Origin of the sequence: Acinetobacter sp. Brlt_5 (assembly GCF_051949055.1) — a bacterium.
Classification (GTDB): domain Bacteria; phylum Pseudomonadota; class Gammaproteobacteria; order Pseudomonadales; family Moraxellaceae; genus Acinetobacter; species Acinetobacter indicus.
In genome coordinates this window covers 107,008-124,829 of sequence record NZ_JAYJLP010000009.1, presented here as the reverse complement: position 1 = coordinate 124,829, position 17,822 = coordinate 107,008, and the positions used below count along the sequence as shown (strand labels likewise).

General features: G+C 45.1%; 13 protein-coding genes. 9 read left to right on the top strand and 4 right to left on the bottom strand.

Annotated features, from left to right (window positions below; translation table 11 throughout):
- Positions 1–515 precede the first annotated feature (515 nt).
- Positions 516–2,042: a fumarate hydratase gene (locus VF685_RS08160; RefSeq protein ID WP_005180157.1), complete on the top strand. Its 1,527-nt coding sequence runs from the start codon at positions 516–518 to the stop codon at positions 2,040–2,042.
- Positions 2,043–2,113: 71 nt separating this feature from the next.
- On the opposite strand, the gene VF685_RS08155 is transcribed toward VF685_RS08160, so the two are convergent.
- From VF685_RS08155 to tig, 4 genes are all read right to left on the bottom strand, one after another.
- Positions 2,114–2,827: a DUF2846 domain-containing protein gene (locus VF685_RS08155; RefSeq protein ID WP_005180158.1), complete on the bottom strand. Its 714-nt coding sequence runs from the start codon at positions 2,825–2,827 to the stop codon at positions 2,114–2,116.
- A 169-nt stretch (positions 2,828–2,996) separates the two neighbouring features.
- Complete coding sequence (gene clpX, locus VF685_RS08150; RefSeq protein WP_016658565.1) at positions 2,997–4,307, bottom strand: ATP-dependent protease ATP-binding subunit ClpX; 1,311 nt, start codon at positions 4,305–4,307, stop codon at positions 2,997–2,999.
- Between the two features lie 27 nt (positions 4,308–4,334).
- Positions 4,335–4,940, bottom strand: a complete 606-nt coding sequence (clpP, locus tag VF685_RS08145) for an ATP-dependent Clp endopeptidase proteolytic subunit ClpP (protein ID WP_005180162.1) — start codon at positions 4,938–4,940, stop codon at positions 4,335–4,337.
- 191 nt (positions 4,941–5,131) lie between these two features.
- Positions 5,132–6,463 carry a trigger factor gene (tig, locus tag VF685_RS08140; RefSeq protein WP_075167430.1) on the bottom strand — a complete coding sequence of 444 codons (1,332 nt, stop codon included), beginning with the start codon at positions 6,461–6,463 and terminating at the stop codon, positions 5,132–5,134.
- Positions 6,464–6,708: 245 nt separating this feature from the next.
- Here tig and VF685_RS08135 point away from each other — a divergent pair, with 245 nt between their 5' ends.
- The 8 genes from VF685_RS08135 to VF685_RS08100 all read left to right on the top strand — a co-directional run bounded on the left by VF685_RS08135 (position 6,709) and on the right by VF685_RS08100 (position 17,741).
- The gene (locus VF685_RS08135) at positions 6,709–8,907 is read left to right on the top strand and encodes a TonB-dependent receptor domain-containing protein (RefSeq protein WP_104471602.1); all 2,199 of its coding nucleotides are present in this window, start codon (positions 6,709–6,711) and stop codon (positions 8,905–8,907) included.
- A 321-nt stretch (positions 8,908–9,228) separates the two neighbouring features.
- On the top strand, positions 9,229–11,463 hold the full coding sequence (locus VF685_RS08130) for a catecholate siderophore receptor Fiu (RefSeq protein ID WP_286384620.1): 2,235 nt from the start codon (positions 9,229–9,231) through the stop codon (positions 11,461–11,463).
- Between the two features lie 107 nt (positions 11,464–11,570).
- On the top strand, positions 11,571–12,254 hold the full coding sequence (locus tag VF685_RS08125; RefSeq protein ID WP_104471600.1) for a Fe2+-dependent dioxygenase: 684 nt from the start codon (positions 11,571–11,573) through the stop codon (positions 12,252–12,254).
- On the top strand, positions 12,251–13,363 hold the full coding sequence (locus VF685_RS08120; RefSeq protein WP_286384621.1) for an alpha-hydroxy acid oxidase: 1,113 nt from the start codon (positions 12,251–12,253) through the stop codon (positions 13,361–13,363). Before VF685_RS08125 ends, VF685_RS08120 begins: the two co-directional genes overlap by 4 nt.
- A 255-nt stretch (positions 13,364–13,618) precedes the next feature.
- Positions 13,619–15,316: a 2-isopropylmalate synthase gene (leuA, locus tag VF685_RS08115; protein ID WP_005180175.1), complete on the top strand. Its 1,698-nt coding sequence runs from the start codon at positions 13,619–13,621 to the stop codon at positions 15,314–15,316.
- A gap of 84 nt (positions 15,317–15,400) precedes the next feature.
- Positions 15,401–16,561: a homoserine O-succinyltransferase MetX gene (metX, locus tag VF685_RS08110; protein ID WP_163145414.1), complete on the top strand. Its 1,161-nt coding sequence runs from the start codon at positions 15,401–15,403 to the stop codon at positions 16,559–16,561.
- Positions 16,561–17,154, top strand: coding sequence for a methionine biosynthesis protein MetW (gene metW, locus VF685_RS08105; protein ID WP_005180178.1), 594 nt, complete (start codon positions 16,561–16,563; stop codon positions 17,152–17,154). Before metX ends, metW begins: the two co-directional genes overlap by 1 nt.
- Positions 17,151–17,741 (top strand): tetratricopeptide repeat protein, encoded by a 591-nt coding sequence (locus VF685_RS08100; RefSeq protein WP_005180179.1) that lies wholly within the window; start codon positions 17,151–17,153, stop codon positions 17,739–17,741. Before metW ends, VF685_RS08100 begins: the two co-directional genes overlap by 4 nt.
- The last annotated feature ends 81 nt before the right edge of the window (positions 17,742–17,822 follow it).

Below are 17,822 nucleotides of genomic sequence, written 5' to 3'. Positions count from 1 at the left end.
AGAATTGAGAATTGAGAATTGAGAATTGAGAATTGAGAATTGAGAATTGAGAATTGAGAAAAATATTATTTTTATCAGCCTAAAATGAAAAAAGAAGATAAAGCTTAAGCTTGATCTTCTTTTTGGCCATACATCCAAGTTGCAGCGATATATACACAAAAGCCCGCAACCATCAAAATACCTGTTGTCATCTTTAAGGTCTCGTTTTTGGATGTGACAATTATGCGAAAGTTTTATGACAGTTATATGACAAAATTGAAATATTTAAATTTTATTAAATAATTAAAATTCAATAACTTAATAAAATTTCATCTAAATTTAAGCTGTAATATGACATTAATTTCAGCTCAAATATGACAAAACCACCCGCCAAATACAGTAAAAATCACCCAAAATCCCGCGTAAAAGCATCACTATAAACTTTCGGCCAATCCGCTTCTAAAACGCCCACAATGCCGTCATTTTGTCTTATAATTTAGCCCGCTAGCTATCAGCCCGCTCAAGAGAATTTTGATATGACAACTATTATCAAGCAAGATGACTTGATCACATCGGTTAAAGATGCGCTTCAGTTCATTTCTTACTATCACCCACAAGATTTCATCCAAGCGATGAGCCGTGCGTATGACCGTGAAGAAAACAAAGCTGCAAAAGATGCGATTGCACAAATCTTAATTAACTCTCGTATGTGTGCAGAGGGTCACCGCCCAATCTGTCAAGATACCGGTATCGTCAACGTATTCGTTGAAGTGGGCATGGATGTTAAATTTGATTTAACAATGAGCTTAGACGACGCGATTAACGAAGGTGTACGCCAAGGTTACTTAGAAAATTCGAACGTCCTGCGTGCATCTGTACTTGCTGACCCTGCATTTGGTCGCAAGAACACCAAAGACAACACCCCTGCGGTGATTTACCACAAACTGGTTCCAGGCAACAAAGTCGACATTACTGTTGCAGCCAAAGGTGGCGGTTCAGAAAACAAATCTAAACTGGCAATGCTTAACCCATCTGACTCAATTGTAGATTGGGTACTGAAAACTGTTCCAACCATGGGTGCAGGCTGGTGTCCACCAGGTATGCTCGGTATCGGGATCGGTGGTACTGCTGAAAAAGCCATGATGCTTGCCAAAGAAGCACTCATGGAAGAGATCAACATGGACGAACTGCTTCGTCGTGGTCCACAAAATAAACTTGAAGAACTTCGTATTGAAATCTTCGAAAAAGTAAACGCACTCGGTATTGGTGCACAAGGTCTGGGCGGTTTAACCACTGTACTTGACATCAAGATTAAAGATTACCCTTGTCACGCTGCGGGCAAACCAGTCGGTATGATTCCGAACTGTGCTGCAACACGTCACGCACACTTCACTTTAGATGGTTCAGGCGTTGCCCATATTCAGGCACCACGTCTTGAAGATTATCCTGAAGTCACTTGGGACTCATCTTCGTCTAAACGTGTTGACCTCGACAACATCACCCAAGAAGAAATGAACTCTTGGCAGCCAGGCGACACACTGCTGCTGAACGGGACCATCTATACCGGCCGTGATGCTGCACACAAACGTATGGTTGACATGCTCAACAACGGTGAAGAATTACCGGTTGATTTGAAAGGCAAGTTCATCTATTACGTAGGCCCTGTTGATCCAGTCGGTGATGAAGTGGTTGGCCCTGCAGGTCCGACAACAGCGACTCGTATGGACAAATTCACACGTCAAGTACTAGAAGCGACTGGCCTTTACGGCATGATTGGTAAAGCAGACCGTGGTCCTGCAGCCATTGAAGCGATTAAAGACAACAAAGCAACTTACCTAATGGCTGTGGGCGGTGCTGCGTACCTGGTATCTAAAGCAATCCGTGAAGCTGAAGTGGTTGCTTTTGAAGACTTGGGTATGGAAGCGATCTACAAGTTTGTAGTAAAAGACATGCCGGTATCTGTCGCAGTTGACGTAAACGGTACTTCTGTACACGCGACTGCGCCAAAAATCTGGCAAGCTAAAATTGGCAAGATTCCAGTGGTTGATGCCGCTGCTGGCTAATTAACGCTGTTGAAGCGATTAAAAAAGCACCCAAATCTGGGTGCTTTTTTATTTCTCAATATCAAGCATTTTTACCAGGTGCGTGGGTCCCACAATTTAAATGGCTTGGTCAACTGCACATCGCTGGCCGGGTCATAATCAGCATGTTTGATTTTTTGTGCCTTGGAGCGAATTTTACCGGTGCTCTGGTCTTCAGCCACAAAATTATAACTGTGCGATTTCAATTGAGTAAAAGCAATTTCATTGAGACCTACCGTTTCCGGCATCATGATTAAGGGACCAGAAACCGTGCGGCGGGTACTGCTATTTTCTTCATCATATTTAATAAAATAGGACTTGCCTGCTTCAACGGAAAAATCCAGATACTTCGGCTTTTGGAAATGCTGCACGCCTAAAGGACGACTGGTAGATAAACGGTAATCTCCGGCTGGCAATTCAATCCAGTAATAATGATTATGCAGCAGGCTTGGAATGCGTTCGCTATTGATAAATAGGCTGGAGGCTACAATTTCCTGACGGTTCCAGCGTGAATCCGGACGATATAAATACACCACGGCGGCCTGATCATGCTGCGGCTGAATGGCTTGAAAGCGCTGACCCAGTTTCTGATTGACCCAACCGCCAATGGTAAACATGCCAAAGCGGTACTGTTCCAGCAAACTTGGCTTTTCATTCTGGTCAATAGCTTTTAACGTAGAGGTGGGCGGCAGCTGCGCCTCGGTTGACGACTTCCCATGACAGCCAGCCAATGCGACAGCCAGAAATACGATTGATATAGCACGCATGAACATCCCTCATTCCTTCGTTTTTATTTTTACACTTAACACTTTTTCAATATTTTTATTGGGTTTGGCATCCAGGCCCTGATGCAGAGATTAGCACTCTGTCTTATTTTTTCAAATAAAAAAACGTGCGAAAACCGTTGATTTCCGCACGTTTCTGACGAATAGCGTCTTAAGCCGTTTTTGAATTCACGACTTTTAAATCGGCTTTCGGCTGTTCTACCACAGCTTCTTTGCTTTGACGTTCCGCTTTTAATTCTGGCTTGGCCTGACCATTAATCACTGCTTCAGTGATGATGACCGTGCCTACATCACTACGACTTGGCAAGTCATACATGATTTCAAGCAAGGCATTTTCCAGAATTGAACGCAGACCACGCGCACCTGTATTACGTTCCAAGGCTTTTTTCGCCACCGCACGTAATGCGGCATCATCAAAGATCAGGTCGACATTTTCCATCTCGAACAGATATTCGTATTGACGCGTCAAGGCATTCTTCGGCTCGGTCAGAATCTGCATTAATGCATCTTCATCCAGCTCATCCAGCGTTGCAATAACTGGCAAACGGCCAATAAATTCCGGAATTAAACCGAATTTCACCAAATCTGTTGCTTCAACCTGACGGAACAGTTCAGACAGTTTTTTGCTTTCATCCTTGTTACGTACTTCAGCGGTAAAGCCAATACCACCTTTTTCCTGACGTTGCTGCACAATTTTCTCTAGACCCGAGAATGCACCACCACAGATAAACAGGATGTTTGAAGTATCAATCTGGATAAATTCCTGCTGCGGATGCTTGCGGCCACCCTGCGGCGGAATAGACGCCACTGTGCCTTCAATCATTTTCAGCAAGGCCTGCTGCACACCTTCACCCGATACATCACGGGTAATCGACGGGTTTTCAGACTTACGGGTAATCTTGTCGATTTCATCGATATAGATAATGCCTTTTTGCGCCTTTTCGACATCATAATCGGCTTTTTGCAGCAGCTTCTGCACGATGTTTTCAACATCTTCACCCACATAACCGGCTTCGGTTAAGGTGGTGGCATCGGCCATGGCAAATGGAACATCCAGCAAACGCGCTAAGGTCTGTGCCAATAAGGTTTTACCCGAACCAGTTGGACCCACCAGCAGGATATTACTTTTGGCAATTTCGACTGCATCATTGGTTTTCTGACCGTTATGCGTCACTTTCAGACGCTTATAGTGGTTGTAAACTGCCACTGATAAGGTCTTTTTCGCCAGGTCCTGACCAATCACATATTGATCCAGTGCAGCGCGAATTTCATGCGGTTTTGGCAACGGACGGGCGGCCCAGTCACTCGACTCAACTTGTTGACTGGTCTGAACCAGATCCAGGCATACGTCCACACATTCATTACAGATATATGCGTCCTCGCCTGCAATCAGCTTCCCGACTTCAGACTGCGTTTTACCGCAAAATGAACAATGTTTTTGTCCTTGAGGATGTTCGGACATATTCTCTCCAATTTAAATCTTTAAAACTTATGGACGCTTAGATAACACTTCGTCCACTAAACCGTATTCTTTGGCCTGCTGTGCAGTCATAAAGTTATCACGGTCGGTATCTTTGGCCACTTTTTCATAGTCCTGGCCACTGTGCTCTGCCATCAAACGGTTCAAGCGCTCTTTAATGAACAGGATTTCACGCGCATGAATTTCAATATCAGAAGCCTGACCACGGAAACCGCCTAAAGGCTGGTGAATCATGACCCGGGCATTTTCCAGGCAGTAACGTTTGCCTTTGGCACCGGCATTCAGCAGGAATGCACCCATGGACGCTGCCTGCCCCATACAGTAAGTCACCACATCTGGCTTGATAAACTGCATGGTGTCATAAATCGCCATACCGGCTGTGACTGAGCCGCCTGGCGAGTTAATGTATAAATGAATATCCTTATCTGGGTTCTCTGCCTCTAAAAACAACATTTGCGCCACAATCAAGTTGGCCATGTTGTCTTCAACCTCACCCGTTAAAAAAATCACCCGTTCACGCAAAAGACGTGAATAAATATCAAAAGAACGCTCACCACGAGATGATTGCTCAACGACTACTGGAACCAATGCGTTATCAATTGATGGAACATACATACGTTTATTTATTCCTAAATTCTTGTGAGTTCACCCATGATCACAATATGAGGGATAATCATCTAAATTGCAAAATATTCACCCACAATTCATGGATATTTTTTGCATAAGCTTTGTAAACTTTAAAACCATCCAAGTTTTTATATTATATAAAAAAGGCGCCTTAGGCGCCTTTTTTACTTCAGCTGAAATTAGCCTTGTTGACGAGCTTGTTGCTCTTTCAATAAGTCTTCGTAGCTGACTTGTTTGTCAGTCACTTTTGCAGCTGCAAGAATGTGATCAACCACCTGGTCTTCTAACACAACTGCTTCAATTTGAGCACGTTGCTGTTTGTCATTTTTGAAGTATTCAATTACTTCATTTGGATCTTCATAAGAAGATGCCATGTCTTCGATGTAAGCATCAACACGTGCAGCATCTACTTCAAGTTTCGCGTCTGCTAAAACTTTGCTTACCAATACGCCAAGTTTTACAGATTTTTCAGCTTGTTCTTTGAACAGTTCATCTGGAAGCATGCTTGAGTCAAATGCTTTCGCGCCTTGCGCACCAAACTGTTGCGTGAACTGTTGGATCATTTGTTGACGTTGACGGTCAATTTCTTGCTTAACCATAGATTCTGGAACTTCGATTTCGTTCGCAGCAACCAGTGCATCAAACGTTGCACCTTTCACCTGGTTACGAAGACCGTTTTTCACTTCACGTTCCATGTTTTTACGAACGTCAGCTTTTAACTTTTCAACGCCTTCTTCTTCAGTTAAACCGAAGATTTTTAAGAATTCAGCATCAACTTCTGGAAGTTTTTGTTTTTCAACTAGTTTTACATTGATTTTGAACTGAGCTGCTTTACCTGCCAGCTGTTCAGCTTGGTAGTCTTCCGGGAAAGTTACATCAATAACTTTCTCTTCGCCTTTTTTCATGCCCACGATGCCATCTTCAAAGCCCGGGATCATACGGCCAGAACCTAATACCAGTTTGAAGTCTTCAGCAGAACCGCCTTCAAATTTCTCGCCATCTACTGTGCCTTCGAAATCAAAAGTTACTTGCATGTCTTTTTTCGCCATGCCTTTGGTTTCAGCCCAAGTTGCGCGCTGCTTTTGCAGGTTTTCGATCATTTGATCTACATCTTTGTCGCTAACTTCAGATGCTTTACGCTCCACTTCCAGACCTTCGAATTTCACTTCAACTTCTGGATAAACTTCAACAGTCGCTTCATATACTAAAGCGTCGTCTTTCATTTCAGTTTTTTCAATGTTTGGCATACCAACAGCATTGATTTTTTCTTGTTGGATTGCTTCAAATACGGTGTCACGAATGATGTCGTTTACAACTTCTTGATAGATACCCGCGCCATATTCACGACGTACAACGTTTACAGGCACTTTACCTGGACGGAAGCCGTTAATCTTCGCAGTTTTAGCTGTGCGTTTTAAGCGAGCTTCGAACTGCTCGTTAATACGGCTCGTCGGTACAGATACATTTAAACGACGGGCAACGCCCGAAACCGCTTCAGAAGTTACTTGCATGGCTTCCTCGATATTTAGTAATTACAGTTTTTAAAAAAGTGCCATATTATATGACAACATTTAAAGATATACAAAATAACAAGCGATCAGAACAATTTTTCGGCTTAAATTCTTCATATTCCCTTCGCTATTTTTGTCTATTGTCTAATATTTGTTGCAAATGATAAGTACTATCATTAATATTCAATGGTTTTTAACTCATATTTTTAACTATTCTTCTTATATCCCAATACTGGAATTCGGTTATGCGCACCTTTAACCTTCGCCCGCTTTCGCTCGCGATTCTTGGAATTTCTGCTAGTTCCGCATTTGCAAATACAACCACTGAAACAACAGCTGACCCGACACATCAATTATCCACGATTGTGGTTTCTGCGGCAGGTTTTGAACAAGATATTAAAAATGCACCTGCTTCTATTAGCGTGGTCACAAAAGAAGATATTGAAAAGAAAAATGCCACCAGTATTGCTGATTTGTTAGTTGATGTACCTGGTATTGATATTCGTGATGGTGTAGGCAAAACCTCCGGCTTAAATATTAAAATGCGCGGTTTAGGTAACGAATATTCTTTGATTTTAATTGATGGACGTCGCCAAACCACCTCTTCTGATGTTGCGCCTAATGGTTTTGGTGAATCATCAAATGGTTACTTACCGCCTCTTTCATCAATTGAACGTATTGAGGTCATCCGTGGACCAATGGCAACCCGCTATGGCTCAGAAGCGATGGGTGGTGTAATCAACATCATCACCAAAAAAGTCAGTAATGAATGGAATGGCAATGTCACGGTTAGTGGCAATGCAATGGAACATAATGGTGAAGCTGATTCCTGGAAAACTAGCGTTGTTGTTAATGGTCCGATTATCAATGATCGACTTGGTATGCAACTACGTGGCTCATATTTAGACCGTCAACGTTCAGAGCGAGTACCTGGCTCAACAGGTCGTGATCCACGCCCAAGTAAAGCAGACAATTATGATGCAGGTGCTAAGCTTACTTACCAGTTAAATGATACAAATACTTTATGGATAGACGGCTTCCATTCCAGTCAAAAATATAAAAATGAAGACAACCGTTTAGGTAATATTGATAAACCTAACAAAGCAAATGGCTATAAAGATGAATTAGAGTTTAACCGTACACAAGTTTCTGTAGGACATGATGGTGACTATAGTTTTGGTCAATGGAAAACTTATGTTAGCCATACTGAAACAGAAACTATAGGCCGTACGATTCCTAATGGCACCTTCCCAAACAATGCATATGAAGGCCAAGATCGTACTTTAGAAAATACAGACTTAGTTGTTGACTCACACATTGTCATGCCTTTGGCAAATCACACCGTGACTGCAGGTGCTGAATATAAAGATGCAACAGTTGCTGATGATATTGCAGGTATTGGCCAAGAATTCTCTAAAGATTCCTGGTCGTTATACGCAGAAGATGAGTGGGCATTACGAGATAATCTCCGTTTTACCTTTGGGGGACGTTACGAAGATCACTCAGGTTTTGGTGGACAATTTAGTCCACGTGCTTACTTAGTTTGGAACACCAACGATATCTTCACTGTGAAAGGTGGTGTGAGTACAGGTTATAAAGTTCCATCTCCAAAAGCTTTACATGACGGAATTATTAACTACAGCGGACAAGGTGAAACTCCGACTTTAGGCAACTCAAACTTAAAGCCTGAAACTTCGATTAACTATGAATTAGGTTTTAATTTCCAACCTAGTGATCAATTAAATCTAACTGCAACAGCTTTCTTTAACCAAATTGAAGACAAAATTATATCTTCACGATTCAACTGCCCGGCCTCTCCTGAATGTGCCAATTTAGCTACAGGTGTGACCGAATACACACAAAGTGCCAATGCAGATGAAGCTGAAACAAAGGGTTTAGAAGTTAGCCTAAATTATTCAATATTGCCAGAATGGGATATTAAAACAGCCTATACGCTGATGGAAACTGAGATCACCAAAGGTAAAAATAAAGGCGCTTACTTCAGCAACGTACCAAAACACGCGCTGAATACGACCTCGACTTGGCATATTAACCCTGCTTTAGATATCTGGTTACAACACGAATATCGTTCAAGTAAAGACCGATTCCAGACCCAACCCAAAACACCAGCATCTGGACTTGGTTCTTCAGACTATCAAGAGTCTTTGATTTTTGGAGATAAATTTGCAGGCTATAACGTGTTTAACTTAGGTGCAAGTTATACAGTGAATGATCAGATCCGAATTAATATGGCGGTAAATAACTTATTAGACAAAGATTTTACTGAAGACAATCAAACCTACCAATATGATTCAACTGATAAGAACGGTAATCCAATTATCGCCAGCGCAACTGCTTACAAATACTTAGACATTGCCTCTGGTATGTCTGGTACTTACCTCCCAGGCCGCAACTACTGGTTATCTATCTCTTATGACTTCTAATCCAGATTTCACATAAGAACCCAAAACCCTGCCCCGGCAGGGTTTTTTAATTCCAAAAACCGATCAAATTAAATCAAAAATACGATTATTCAAATATTCTTATTGATTTATTTCATTAAATGCAGCCAATCCATAAATATTTTCTTAATTGTTTAGCTTGTTTTAACCAATTTTCATATTGTTACTGAGAATTATTATCACTAAAATTCGCATTACTTATTGAACACATACAATAAGTCCATCATTACTCTGCATTTGAACTGCGCACTCAAATCATTGTGGTAAGGGAATTTTGTCATTCATATCAGGAAATACACCACCATGGCACAGATTAAGAGCCGTAAACATCAACGCACTGCATCATTCGTTGCCCTTGCAGCCACCCTGCCGCTCATGGCACATGCAACCACAGCAACCGAAGAAGTCACCCAGCTTCCTGAAATCACGGTGAAATCTCAGGCTGAAAATAAATATAAAACTAATCAGCTCAGCTCCGCGAAACAGACCCAGCCACTGGTCGATACCCCACAAACAGTTTCTGTTATTAATCAAACCTTATTAAAAGAACAAGGCGCGACGTCACTGGTCGAAGCGCTACGCAATACCCCGGGCATTACCTTACAAATGGGTGAGAACGGCAATACCAGCGCTGGTGATACCTTCCAGATGCGTGGTTTCTCTACCCAAACCTCTACCTATGTCGATGGCATCCGTGATTTGGGCGCAGTCAGCCGCGATGTATTTAACCTGGAACAGGTTGAAGTCGTGAAAGGCCCGGCCGGTGCCGAAGCCGGTCGTGGTTCAGCATCCGGTTATATCAACCTGGTCAGCAAACTGCCACATCTGCAAAACAGTAGCGAAGTCTCTGCCAGCTACAATACCGCAGAAAATGCCCGCCTCTCGGCCGATATCAACCAAGCCATCAATGACAATACCGCTTTTCGTCTCAATGTCATGGGACAAGAAGGCGGCGTGCAAGGCCGTGATGTGCTCGAAAACAACAGTTATGCCATTGCCCCATCTGTTGCCTTTGGCCTGAATACTCCGACCCGCCTGTATTTATATTCACAACACGTCCGTCAGCGTAATATTCCAGACGGCGGTATTCCAACCATTGGTATGGAAGGCTTCTGGAATGCCAATCCAGATATTGCCCAAGCTGGCAAGGTTAATCGTGAAAACTATTATGGCCATGTAGATGATTACGAAGATGTCAATGCCGACATGTTCACCGCGAAAATTGAAAGTGATCTGGCAGATAATCTAAAACTGACTAATATCACCCGTTTGGGTCAAACCCAGATGAACCGAGTCCTGACCGGGATTAACACCATTTCTGCACATGATTCGACCAATCCAGCCGACTGGACCATCAGCCGTTCACGTCAGGGGGTTGATCAGGAAAATAAAATTCTGGCCAACCAGACCACTTTAAATTTGAACCTGAAAACCGGTGCTATTGAACATGATGTGGTAGCTGGCCTGGAATTTTTAAAAGAGCAGCAATACACCCGCAATCTGGCCACCCAAATGCCGGATGAGCCTGCAGTATCCACCACTGAAGCCAACCTGTATAACCCAAACCCCAATGATCCAATGGCCGACCTGATCTATAACGGTGCTTATAGCGATGGTGAAACCCAGACGGCTGCGGCTTATCTGTTTGATACCTTAAAGTTTGGCGAACGCTTCCAGTTAAACGGTGGAGTACGGGTAGATTATTACGAAACCGACTATCAAGGCTTATCTTTACCTCGCGGCACAAATGCCCTTGTAGCTTCAGATATCAGCGCGCATGACACCCTGCTGAGCTGGAAACTTGGCGGTCTGTACAAACCAACTGCTTACAGCAGCGTTTATGCCTCTTATGGCAAATCCTTAACCCCACCGGGCAGCGCCAACTTTGTAATGTCTGAGTCGGGCATTAACAGCGCAGCGGCAGAACCACAAGAAACCCATCATTATGAACTGGGTAGCAAATGGGATCTGCTTGATGGCCGTCTAGCCCTGAATGCCGCAGTCTATCGCACGGAAAATGAAAACCAGTTTACCCAAGATGCGATTACACAGGAATCCATCCAGGAAGGCAAAACTATTGTCGATGGGGTTGAGCTGAGTGCAGTCGGCCAGATTACCGATGCCTGGAATATTTCTGCCGGTGTGGCGCATATGAAAACCAAACAGGAAGATCAGCAAAGTTTCCGTGACAATGTCATGACCCGTACCGATAGCGTGCGCTGGTCACCGGAATGGACCGCCTCATTATGGACCACCTATGACATTGCCGGCTTTAAACTGGGTCTGGGTGCACGTTATGTCGATGAGCAAAAACGTGTCGTCACCGACAGCACTGCTCCAGCCAATATGCCAAGCATTCCAAGCTATGTGGTATTTGATGCCATGGCCGGTTATCAGTTCAATGAAAATGCCTCACTGAACCTGAATGTCTATAACCTGGCAGATGAAGAGTACATCAGCACCTTGAACAACGGCGGTTCGCGTATGACGCTTGGTCAGGAGCGCAGTGCCAGCCTGACCTTTAACTATAAGTTCTAAGTTTTATTTTGTTCTGTTGAAGCAGCATTTATCTGAAATGCTGCTTCATTTTTTATTTGGCTTTATGATGACAGACAGCGCTCTGTCTGAAGGATGATTCAAGTCTCATGATGCTGCATGTTCCTCAAGTTCTCAGTAAAGCGGCCGTGGCTGACATCCGTCAGCAGCTCGACCAGCACACCGCCTGGATTGATGGCCAGCACAGTGCCGGGCCACAGGCCAAGAAAAGCAAACACAATCTGCAATTTGACCCGCAGCATCCGGTGTATCCAGCGGTGGCTGAACAGATTGAACAGGCACTGAGACAGCATCCACTGGTACAATCTGCGACCTTAGCCAAACATATTCTGCGGCCAATGTTTAACTGCTATCAGCAGCAAGGGACATATGGCAATCATGTCGACAGCGCCGTGCATTATTCGGCTGCACATCAGCAGCTGATTCGTACTGATGTTTCCATGACCTTATTTTTGTCTGAACCGGAAGAATATCAGGGCGGTGAACTGGTGATTGAAGACACTTACGGGGCTCATGAAGTCAAGCTGGATGCCGGTGATGTGATTCTCTATCCCGCCACCAGCCTGCACCGGGTAGAACCGGTCACTGCCGGGCGGCGCATTGCCGCCTTTACCTGGGCACAAAGCATGATTCGCGATGACTGGCAGCGCAGCATGCTGTTTAATCTGGATATGACCATTGGCCAACTGCGTCAGCAACTTGGCGATAATGAACAAGTGCTGCAACTGACCGCGCATTATCATAATCTGCTGCGTCAATGGGGCGAACTATGACATCTGCCCAGCCACTGCCGCCGCTTACTCAGATTCCCGCTTATCTGCAAACCATTGCTGACTATGAAGCTCAGGCCAGCAAACATTTAACGCCGGCCACCTGGCACTATTTACAAGGCGGCGCCATGGATGAGCGCAGCCTGCAACAGAATCTGGACCAGTTTCAGCAGCTGCAACTGCTGCCCAGAATGCTGCGTGACCTAAGCCAAGGCCATACCCGCTGCGAACTGTTCGGGCAGGAATTTCCCCATCCAATTTTTCTAGCCCCGGTTGGCCATCAGCAACTGTTTCATCCACAGGGTGAACTAGCCACTGCCCTCGCAGCAGAAGCAGTAGGCAGTAATCTGGTCCTGAGTCATTTAAGTACTACCGATCTGCGTGAAGTTGCGCCAACAACCTCTCTTAAATGGTTTCAGCTGTATTGGCAAGGCAATCGCGAACAATCGCTGGCACTGGTGCAACTGGCAGAGCAACAACAGTTTAAAGCCATTGTGGTGACCGTCGATTCACCGCATAGCGGCGTTCGTGACCGTGAACGTCGGGCCGGTTTTCAAGTGCCGGCGCATCTGCCTCATCCGCATCTATCTTCCTTTACATCCCCCATCCTCAGGCCAGAGCAACATCCCCTGTTTGATGGTCTGATGCAACAGGCACCGACCTGGGAAGATATCGCCTGGCTGGTACAGCAAACGTCTTTACCGGTGCTGCTCAAAGGCATTGTGCATCCTGAAGATGCTCAACTGGCATTGCAATACGGTGTACAGGGACTGGTCATTTCCAATCATGGTGGCCGGGTGCTAGATGACTGCATTAGCCCACTGACAGCTCTACAGATGATACGCGCACAACTGCCGGGAAATTTTCCCTTAGTGCTGGATGGTGGCATCCGCCGCGGCTCCGATATTTTTAAGGCGCTGGCTTTGGGCGCATCCGCCGTGCTGATTGGCCGGCCGTATATTTATGGTCTGGCAGTAGCCGGTGCGTTAGGTGTGGCGCATGTGATTAAAATTTTGCGGGAAGAACTGGAAGTGACCATGGCTTTAATGGGAACGGCGCGCCTGCAAGAGATCAATAGTCGCTATATTTTTCACAAAAACCAGATCCATTGAAAATTTTTATCTCCACAACCTTTAATGATGCAAATTAAGAGAATAATTTCCACTTCAGTTGGCTTATATTTATCTTAGGAATTTGCAAGACCGCGAACGGTACCAGCCAGGTAGCAACTCTTTCTGAGAATGTGGACTGATCCTAATATTTTCCGGAAATACGCTTGTAAATTGATACCATAGATACCATCTATATAAGTAGTACGTTGCTTTTTTATAAGCTTAAGCAACCCATGCTTCACAAGGAGTTACCTCATGATGTTGGCTGATCCAAGTAAAAAATATCGTCGCATGTATCAACGTGTTGACTTGCCAGACCGTCAATGGCCGAATAACGAAATTACAAAAGCGCCTATCTGGATGAGCACCGACCTGCGTGATGGTAACCAGGCAATTTTCGAACCAATGAGCATTGAACAGAAGTTCAAAATGTTCCAGATGTTGGTGAAAATTGGCTTTAAGCATATTGAAATTGGCTTCCCGTCTGCTTCACAAATTGACTTCGATTTCACCCGTAAATTGATTGAAGAAAACCACATTCCAGATGATGTGTATATCGAGGTTTTGGTTCAGGCACGTGACCATTTGATTCAGCGTACCTTTGAAGCATTGGAAGGTGCAAAACGCGCGATTGTACATATCTATAACTCCAACTCGCCAACCTTCCGTCAAAAAGTCTTGAATGTTGATGTCGCGGGTGCCAAACAGTTGGCCATTAACGCTGCTGAAAAAGTGAAAGAATACGCAGCGCAATATCCAGAAACGGACTGGATTTTCCAGTACAGCCCGGAATGTTTCACCGCAACCGAATTGGAAGTGGCTAAAGATGTCTGTGACGCCGTGACTGAAATCTGGGAAGCTTCTCCTGAAAACAAAGTCATCTTAAACTTGCCTGCGACTGTAGAAGTTTCGACTCCAAACGTATATGCCGACCAGGTCGAGTGGATGCACCGCAACATCAAACGTCGTGACGGGGTGATCATCTCTGTTCACTGTCATAACGACCGTGGTTGTGGTATTGCTGCCTCTGAATTGGCGATTATGGCCGGTGCTGACCGTGTTGAAGGTTGTGTGTTTGGTAACGGCGAGCGTACCGGTAACGTTGACGTGGCAGCAATTGCCTTGAACATGTACACCCAGGGCGTGGCACCAGAATTGGATTTCTCTAACATCAACGAAATTATTGCGACCGTAGAAGAATGTACCGGTTTACCTGTGCATCCACGTCATCCATATGCCGGTGATTTGGTGTTCACGGCGTTCTCGGGTTCACACCAGGATGCGATTAAAAAAGGCTTTGAATACCAGAAAAACGAAGAAATCTGGGATATGCCTTACTTGCCAATCGATCCGAAAGACTTGGGCCGTGACTATGATGCCGTGATTCGGGTGAACTCGCAGTCAGGTAAAGGCGGGATTGCTTACTTGTTAGAATCGAACTACAACGTGGTGTTGCCGCGTCGTGTACAAATCGAGTTCTCGCAAGTGGTGCAGCAAGTGACCGATGAAGAAGGCACTGAAATTTCAGCACAGCAAATCTGGTCATTGTTCCAGCAAACCTATGTCGATGCCAAAGATTCACATTATTCTGCCAAGAGCTATAAATTGTCTGATGACAATGGCAAACAGGTAATTGAACTTGAAGTGGTGGTGAATGGCTCGACACAGCAGTTGCGCGGTGAAGGTAACGGTCCGATCTCGGCCATTTTGGATGCCTTGCAGTTACCAATTGATGTCTTGAACTATGAAGAACGCGGCATCAGCTCGGGTGCCAATGCCAAAGCCTTGGCCTTGGTTGAGTTGCAGGTGAAAGGTACCGGTAAATCTGCCTTTGGTGCCGGGGTGCATGACAACATTGTGACTTCATCCATTGAAGCCATTATTGCCAGCACTAACCGTCTGATTGATCAGGGCGTATTAAGCAAAGAACAATTGGTTGCTGCTGCCGTTTAAGCACATAAAGTACTTTAGAAAGGATACCCCAAGTGGTATCCTTTTTATTTATTCATTCTAAAGATTCTAAGGCGAATTATTCCTGTGTCTTTCCCTGCTAACTCTGTGGGTGTCGTAACGCCACAACAGTTTCAATTTGAAGAGCCGTTAGAGCTGGAATGTGGTCGTGTTCTGCCACGTTTTGAACTGATGGTTGAAACTTACGGAAGCTTGAATGCCGACAAATCCAATGCCATTTTAATCTGCCATGCCCTGTCCGGGCATCATCATGCGGCGGGCTATCATCATGAAGATGATAAAAAGTCTGGCTGGTGGGACAGCTGTATTGGTCCGGGCAAAGCCATTGATACCTCTAAATTCTTTGTGGTGGCACTGAACAATATTGGTGGCTGTCATGGTTCGACCGGTCCAACCTCACCCAACCCGGAAAATGAAAACCGCCCTTATGGTCCGGATTTCCCGCTGGTGACGGTGCGTGACTGGGTCAAAACCCAGGCCATGCTATCAGACCGCTTAGGCATTCAAAAATGGTATGCAGTGATTGGCGGCTCTTTGGGGGGCATGCAGGCCTTGCAATGGTCGGTTGATTATCCGGACCGTCTGGAAAAATGTGTGATTATTGCCAGTGCGCCAAAACTGTCGGCACAGAATATTGCCTTTAATGAAGTCGCGCGTCAGTCGATTCTTTCTGATCCTGATTTTCATCATGGCCGTTATCTGGAACATGACAGCTATCCAAAACGTGGCCTGATTCTGGCGCGGATGGTCGGACACATCACCTATCTGTCTGAAGAAGCCATGAAGCAGAAATTTGGCCGTGACCTGAAACTGGGCAAATTCATGTACGGTTTCGATGTCGAGTTTCAGGTGGAAAGCTATTTGCGCTATCAGGGTGAACAGTTCAGCCGTAACTTTGATGCCAACACCTATTTAATTATGACCAAGGCGCTAGATTATTTTGATCCGTCGCGTGAATACGAACAGTCGCTGGTACAGGCCATGGCCCATACTCAATGCCAGTTCCTAGTGATTTCGTTTACCACCGACTGGCGTTTCTCGCCTTCGCGTTCGCAGGAAATTGTCGATGCGCTGATTAGCAACCATAAACCGGTCAGCTATTTAGATATTGATGCCGAACAGGGCCATGACTCCTTCCTGTTCCCGATTCCTTTATATGTCAAATCTTTAAGAGCATTTTTGGGAGGTGCAGAACACCTCAAGGCCACCCCGCAGGAGGCTGTGTAATGCGTATTGATCAGCAACTTGCCGAAAAGTGGATTAAGCCCGGTTCCCGCGTTTTAGACCTCGGTTGTGGTGATGGTGAACTGCTGGCCCACATGAGCAAAAAGCACAATATTCGTGCTTACGGCCTGGAAATTGACCAAGAAAAGATTGCAATTGCCGTCAGTCGGGGGTTAAATATCATCCAACAAGACTTAAATCTCGGTTTAAGCCGCTTTGCCGACCAGTCTTTTGACTATGTGGTCATGGCACAAGCCTTGCAAGCTGTAGATGCACCTGACGTATTATTGCGTGATATGGTGCGTGTCGGAAAACAGGCGATTATTACCTTTCCGAACTTTGCCCACTGGAGGACCCGTTCTTTCCTTGCACTGAAAGGAAAAATGCCGGTTTCAGAAGCTTTGCCGTATATGTGGTACAACACCCCGAACATCCACCTCTGTACTTTCCGTGATTTCGAAGCACTCTGTGCTGAAAACAATATCCGTATTATTAATCGACTCGCTGTGAATGGGGATCAACAAGTTAGTTTACTCAGTAAACATATCCCGAATCTGTTTGGTGAAGTCGCAATTTATCGAGTGAGCGCTCTATGAAAAAATTATTATTAAGCACGACGCTACTGGTTGGACTTTTTAGCCTGCAGGCGCATGCAGATTACGTGGCGCCAGGCAGCTCGGTGTCGAGCCAGGCCGCCCAGTATTCGGTGATGGACATTCAGGGTCTGATTAAAGCCGCCAAAGCCGGTCAGGCCGGTGCGCAGTTCTATCTAGCAACCAAATATCTGCATGGCCAAGATGTCGCTAAAGATGAACGTCAGGCTTTTGCCTGGTATAAAGCCGCTGCCGATCAGGGACTGTCTTCAGCCCAATTGAACGTGGGTCGTATGCTGGCTGATGGCATTGGCACCAAAAAAGATGAGGTCCTGGCCCGTCAGTATTTTGAAAAAGCGGCCAGCCGCGGTGATAACCGTGCCAGCTTTAACCTGGCGATGATGGAAGAGAAAAAGAAAAACTATATGGGTGCTTATCAGTGGTATGAACTGTCTACCCGTGATGGCATGCTCGACAATAAAGTGATTTCTTTATCGGAAGGCAAAAAAACAGCCTTGGCCGCCAACCTGACCCAGGAACAGATTCGTCAGGCGCGTGACCGTGCCGACAAATGGATTCAGGCGCAATAAGCCAGGTTCAAAAACACTAGCACCTTCGGGTGCTTTTTTCATGCCTGTAGTCTGGTGGTTTTCGGTTAAACTAGCCCGCAT

Bases quoted from the DNA above. Each gene is read 5' to 3' on its own strand.
- VF685_RS08160 (WP_005180157.1), top strand. From the start codon at position 516: ATGACAACTATTATCAAGCAAGATGACTTGATCACATCGGTTAAAGAT.
- VF685_RS08155 (WP_005180158.1), bottom strand. From the start codon at position 2,827: ATGCGTGCTATATCAATCGTATTTCTGGCTGTCGCATTGGCTGGCTGT.
- clpX (WP_016658565.1), bottom strand. From the start codon at position 4,307: ATGTCCGAACATCCTCAAGGACAAAAACATTGTTCATTTTGCGGTAAA.
- clpP (WP_005180162.1), bottom strand. From the start codon at position 4,940: ATGTATGTTCCATCAATTGATAACGCATTGGTTCCAGTAGTCGTTGAG.
- tig (WP_075167430.1), bottom strand. From the start codon at position 6,463: ATGCAAGTAACTTCTGAAGCGGTTTCGGGCGTTGCCCGTCGTTTAAAT.
- VF685_RS08135 (WP_104471602.1), top strand. From the start codon at position 6,709: ATGCGCACCTTTAACCTTCGCCCGCTTTCGCTCGCGATTCTTGGAATT.
- VF685_RS08130 (WP_286384620.1), top strand. From the start codon at position 9,229: ATGGCACAGATTAAGAGCCGTAAACATCAACGCACTGCATCATTCGTT.
- VF685_RS08125 (WP_104471600.1), top strand. From the start codon at position 11,571: ATGATGCTGCATGTTCCTCAAGTTCTCAGTAAAGCGGCCGTGGCTGAC.
- VF685_RS08120 (WP_286384621.1), top strand. From the start codon at position 12,251: ATGACATCTGCCCAGCCACTGCCGCCGCTTACTCAGATTCCCGCTTAT.
- leuA (WP_005180175.1), top strand. From the start codon at position 13,619: ATGATGTTGGCTGATCCAAGTAAAAAATATCGTCGCATGTATCAACGT.
- metW (WP_005180178.1), top strand. From the start codon at position 16,561: ATGCGTATTGATCAGCAACTTGCCGAAAAGTGGATTAAGCCCGGTTCC.
- VF685_RS08100 (WP_005180179.1), top strand. From the start codon at position 17,151: ATGAAAAAATTATTATTAAGCACGACGCTACTGGTTGGACTTTTTAGC.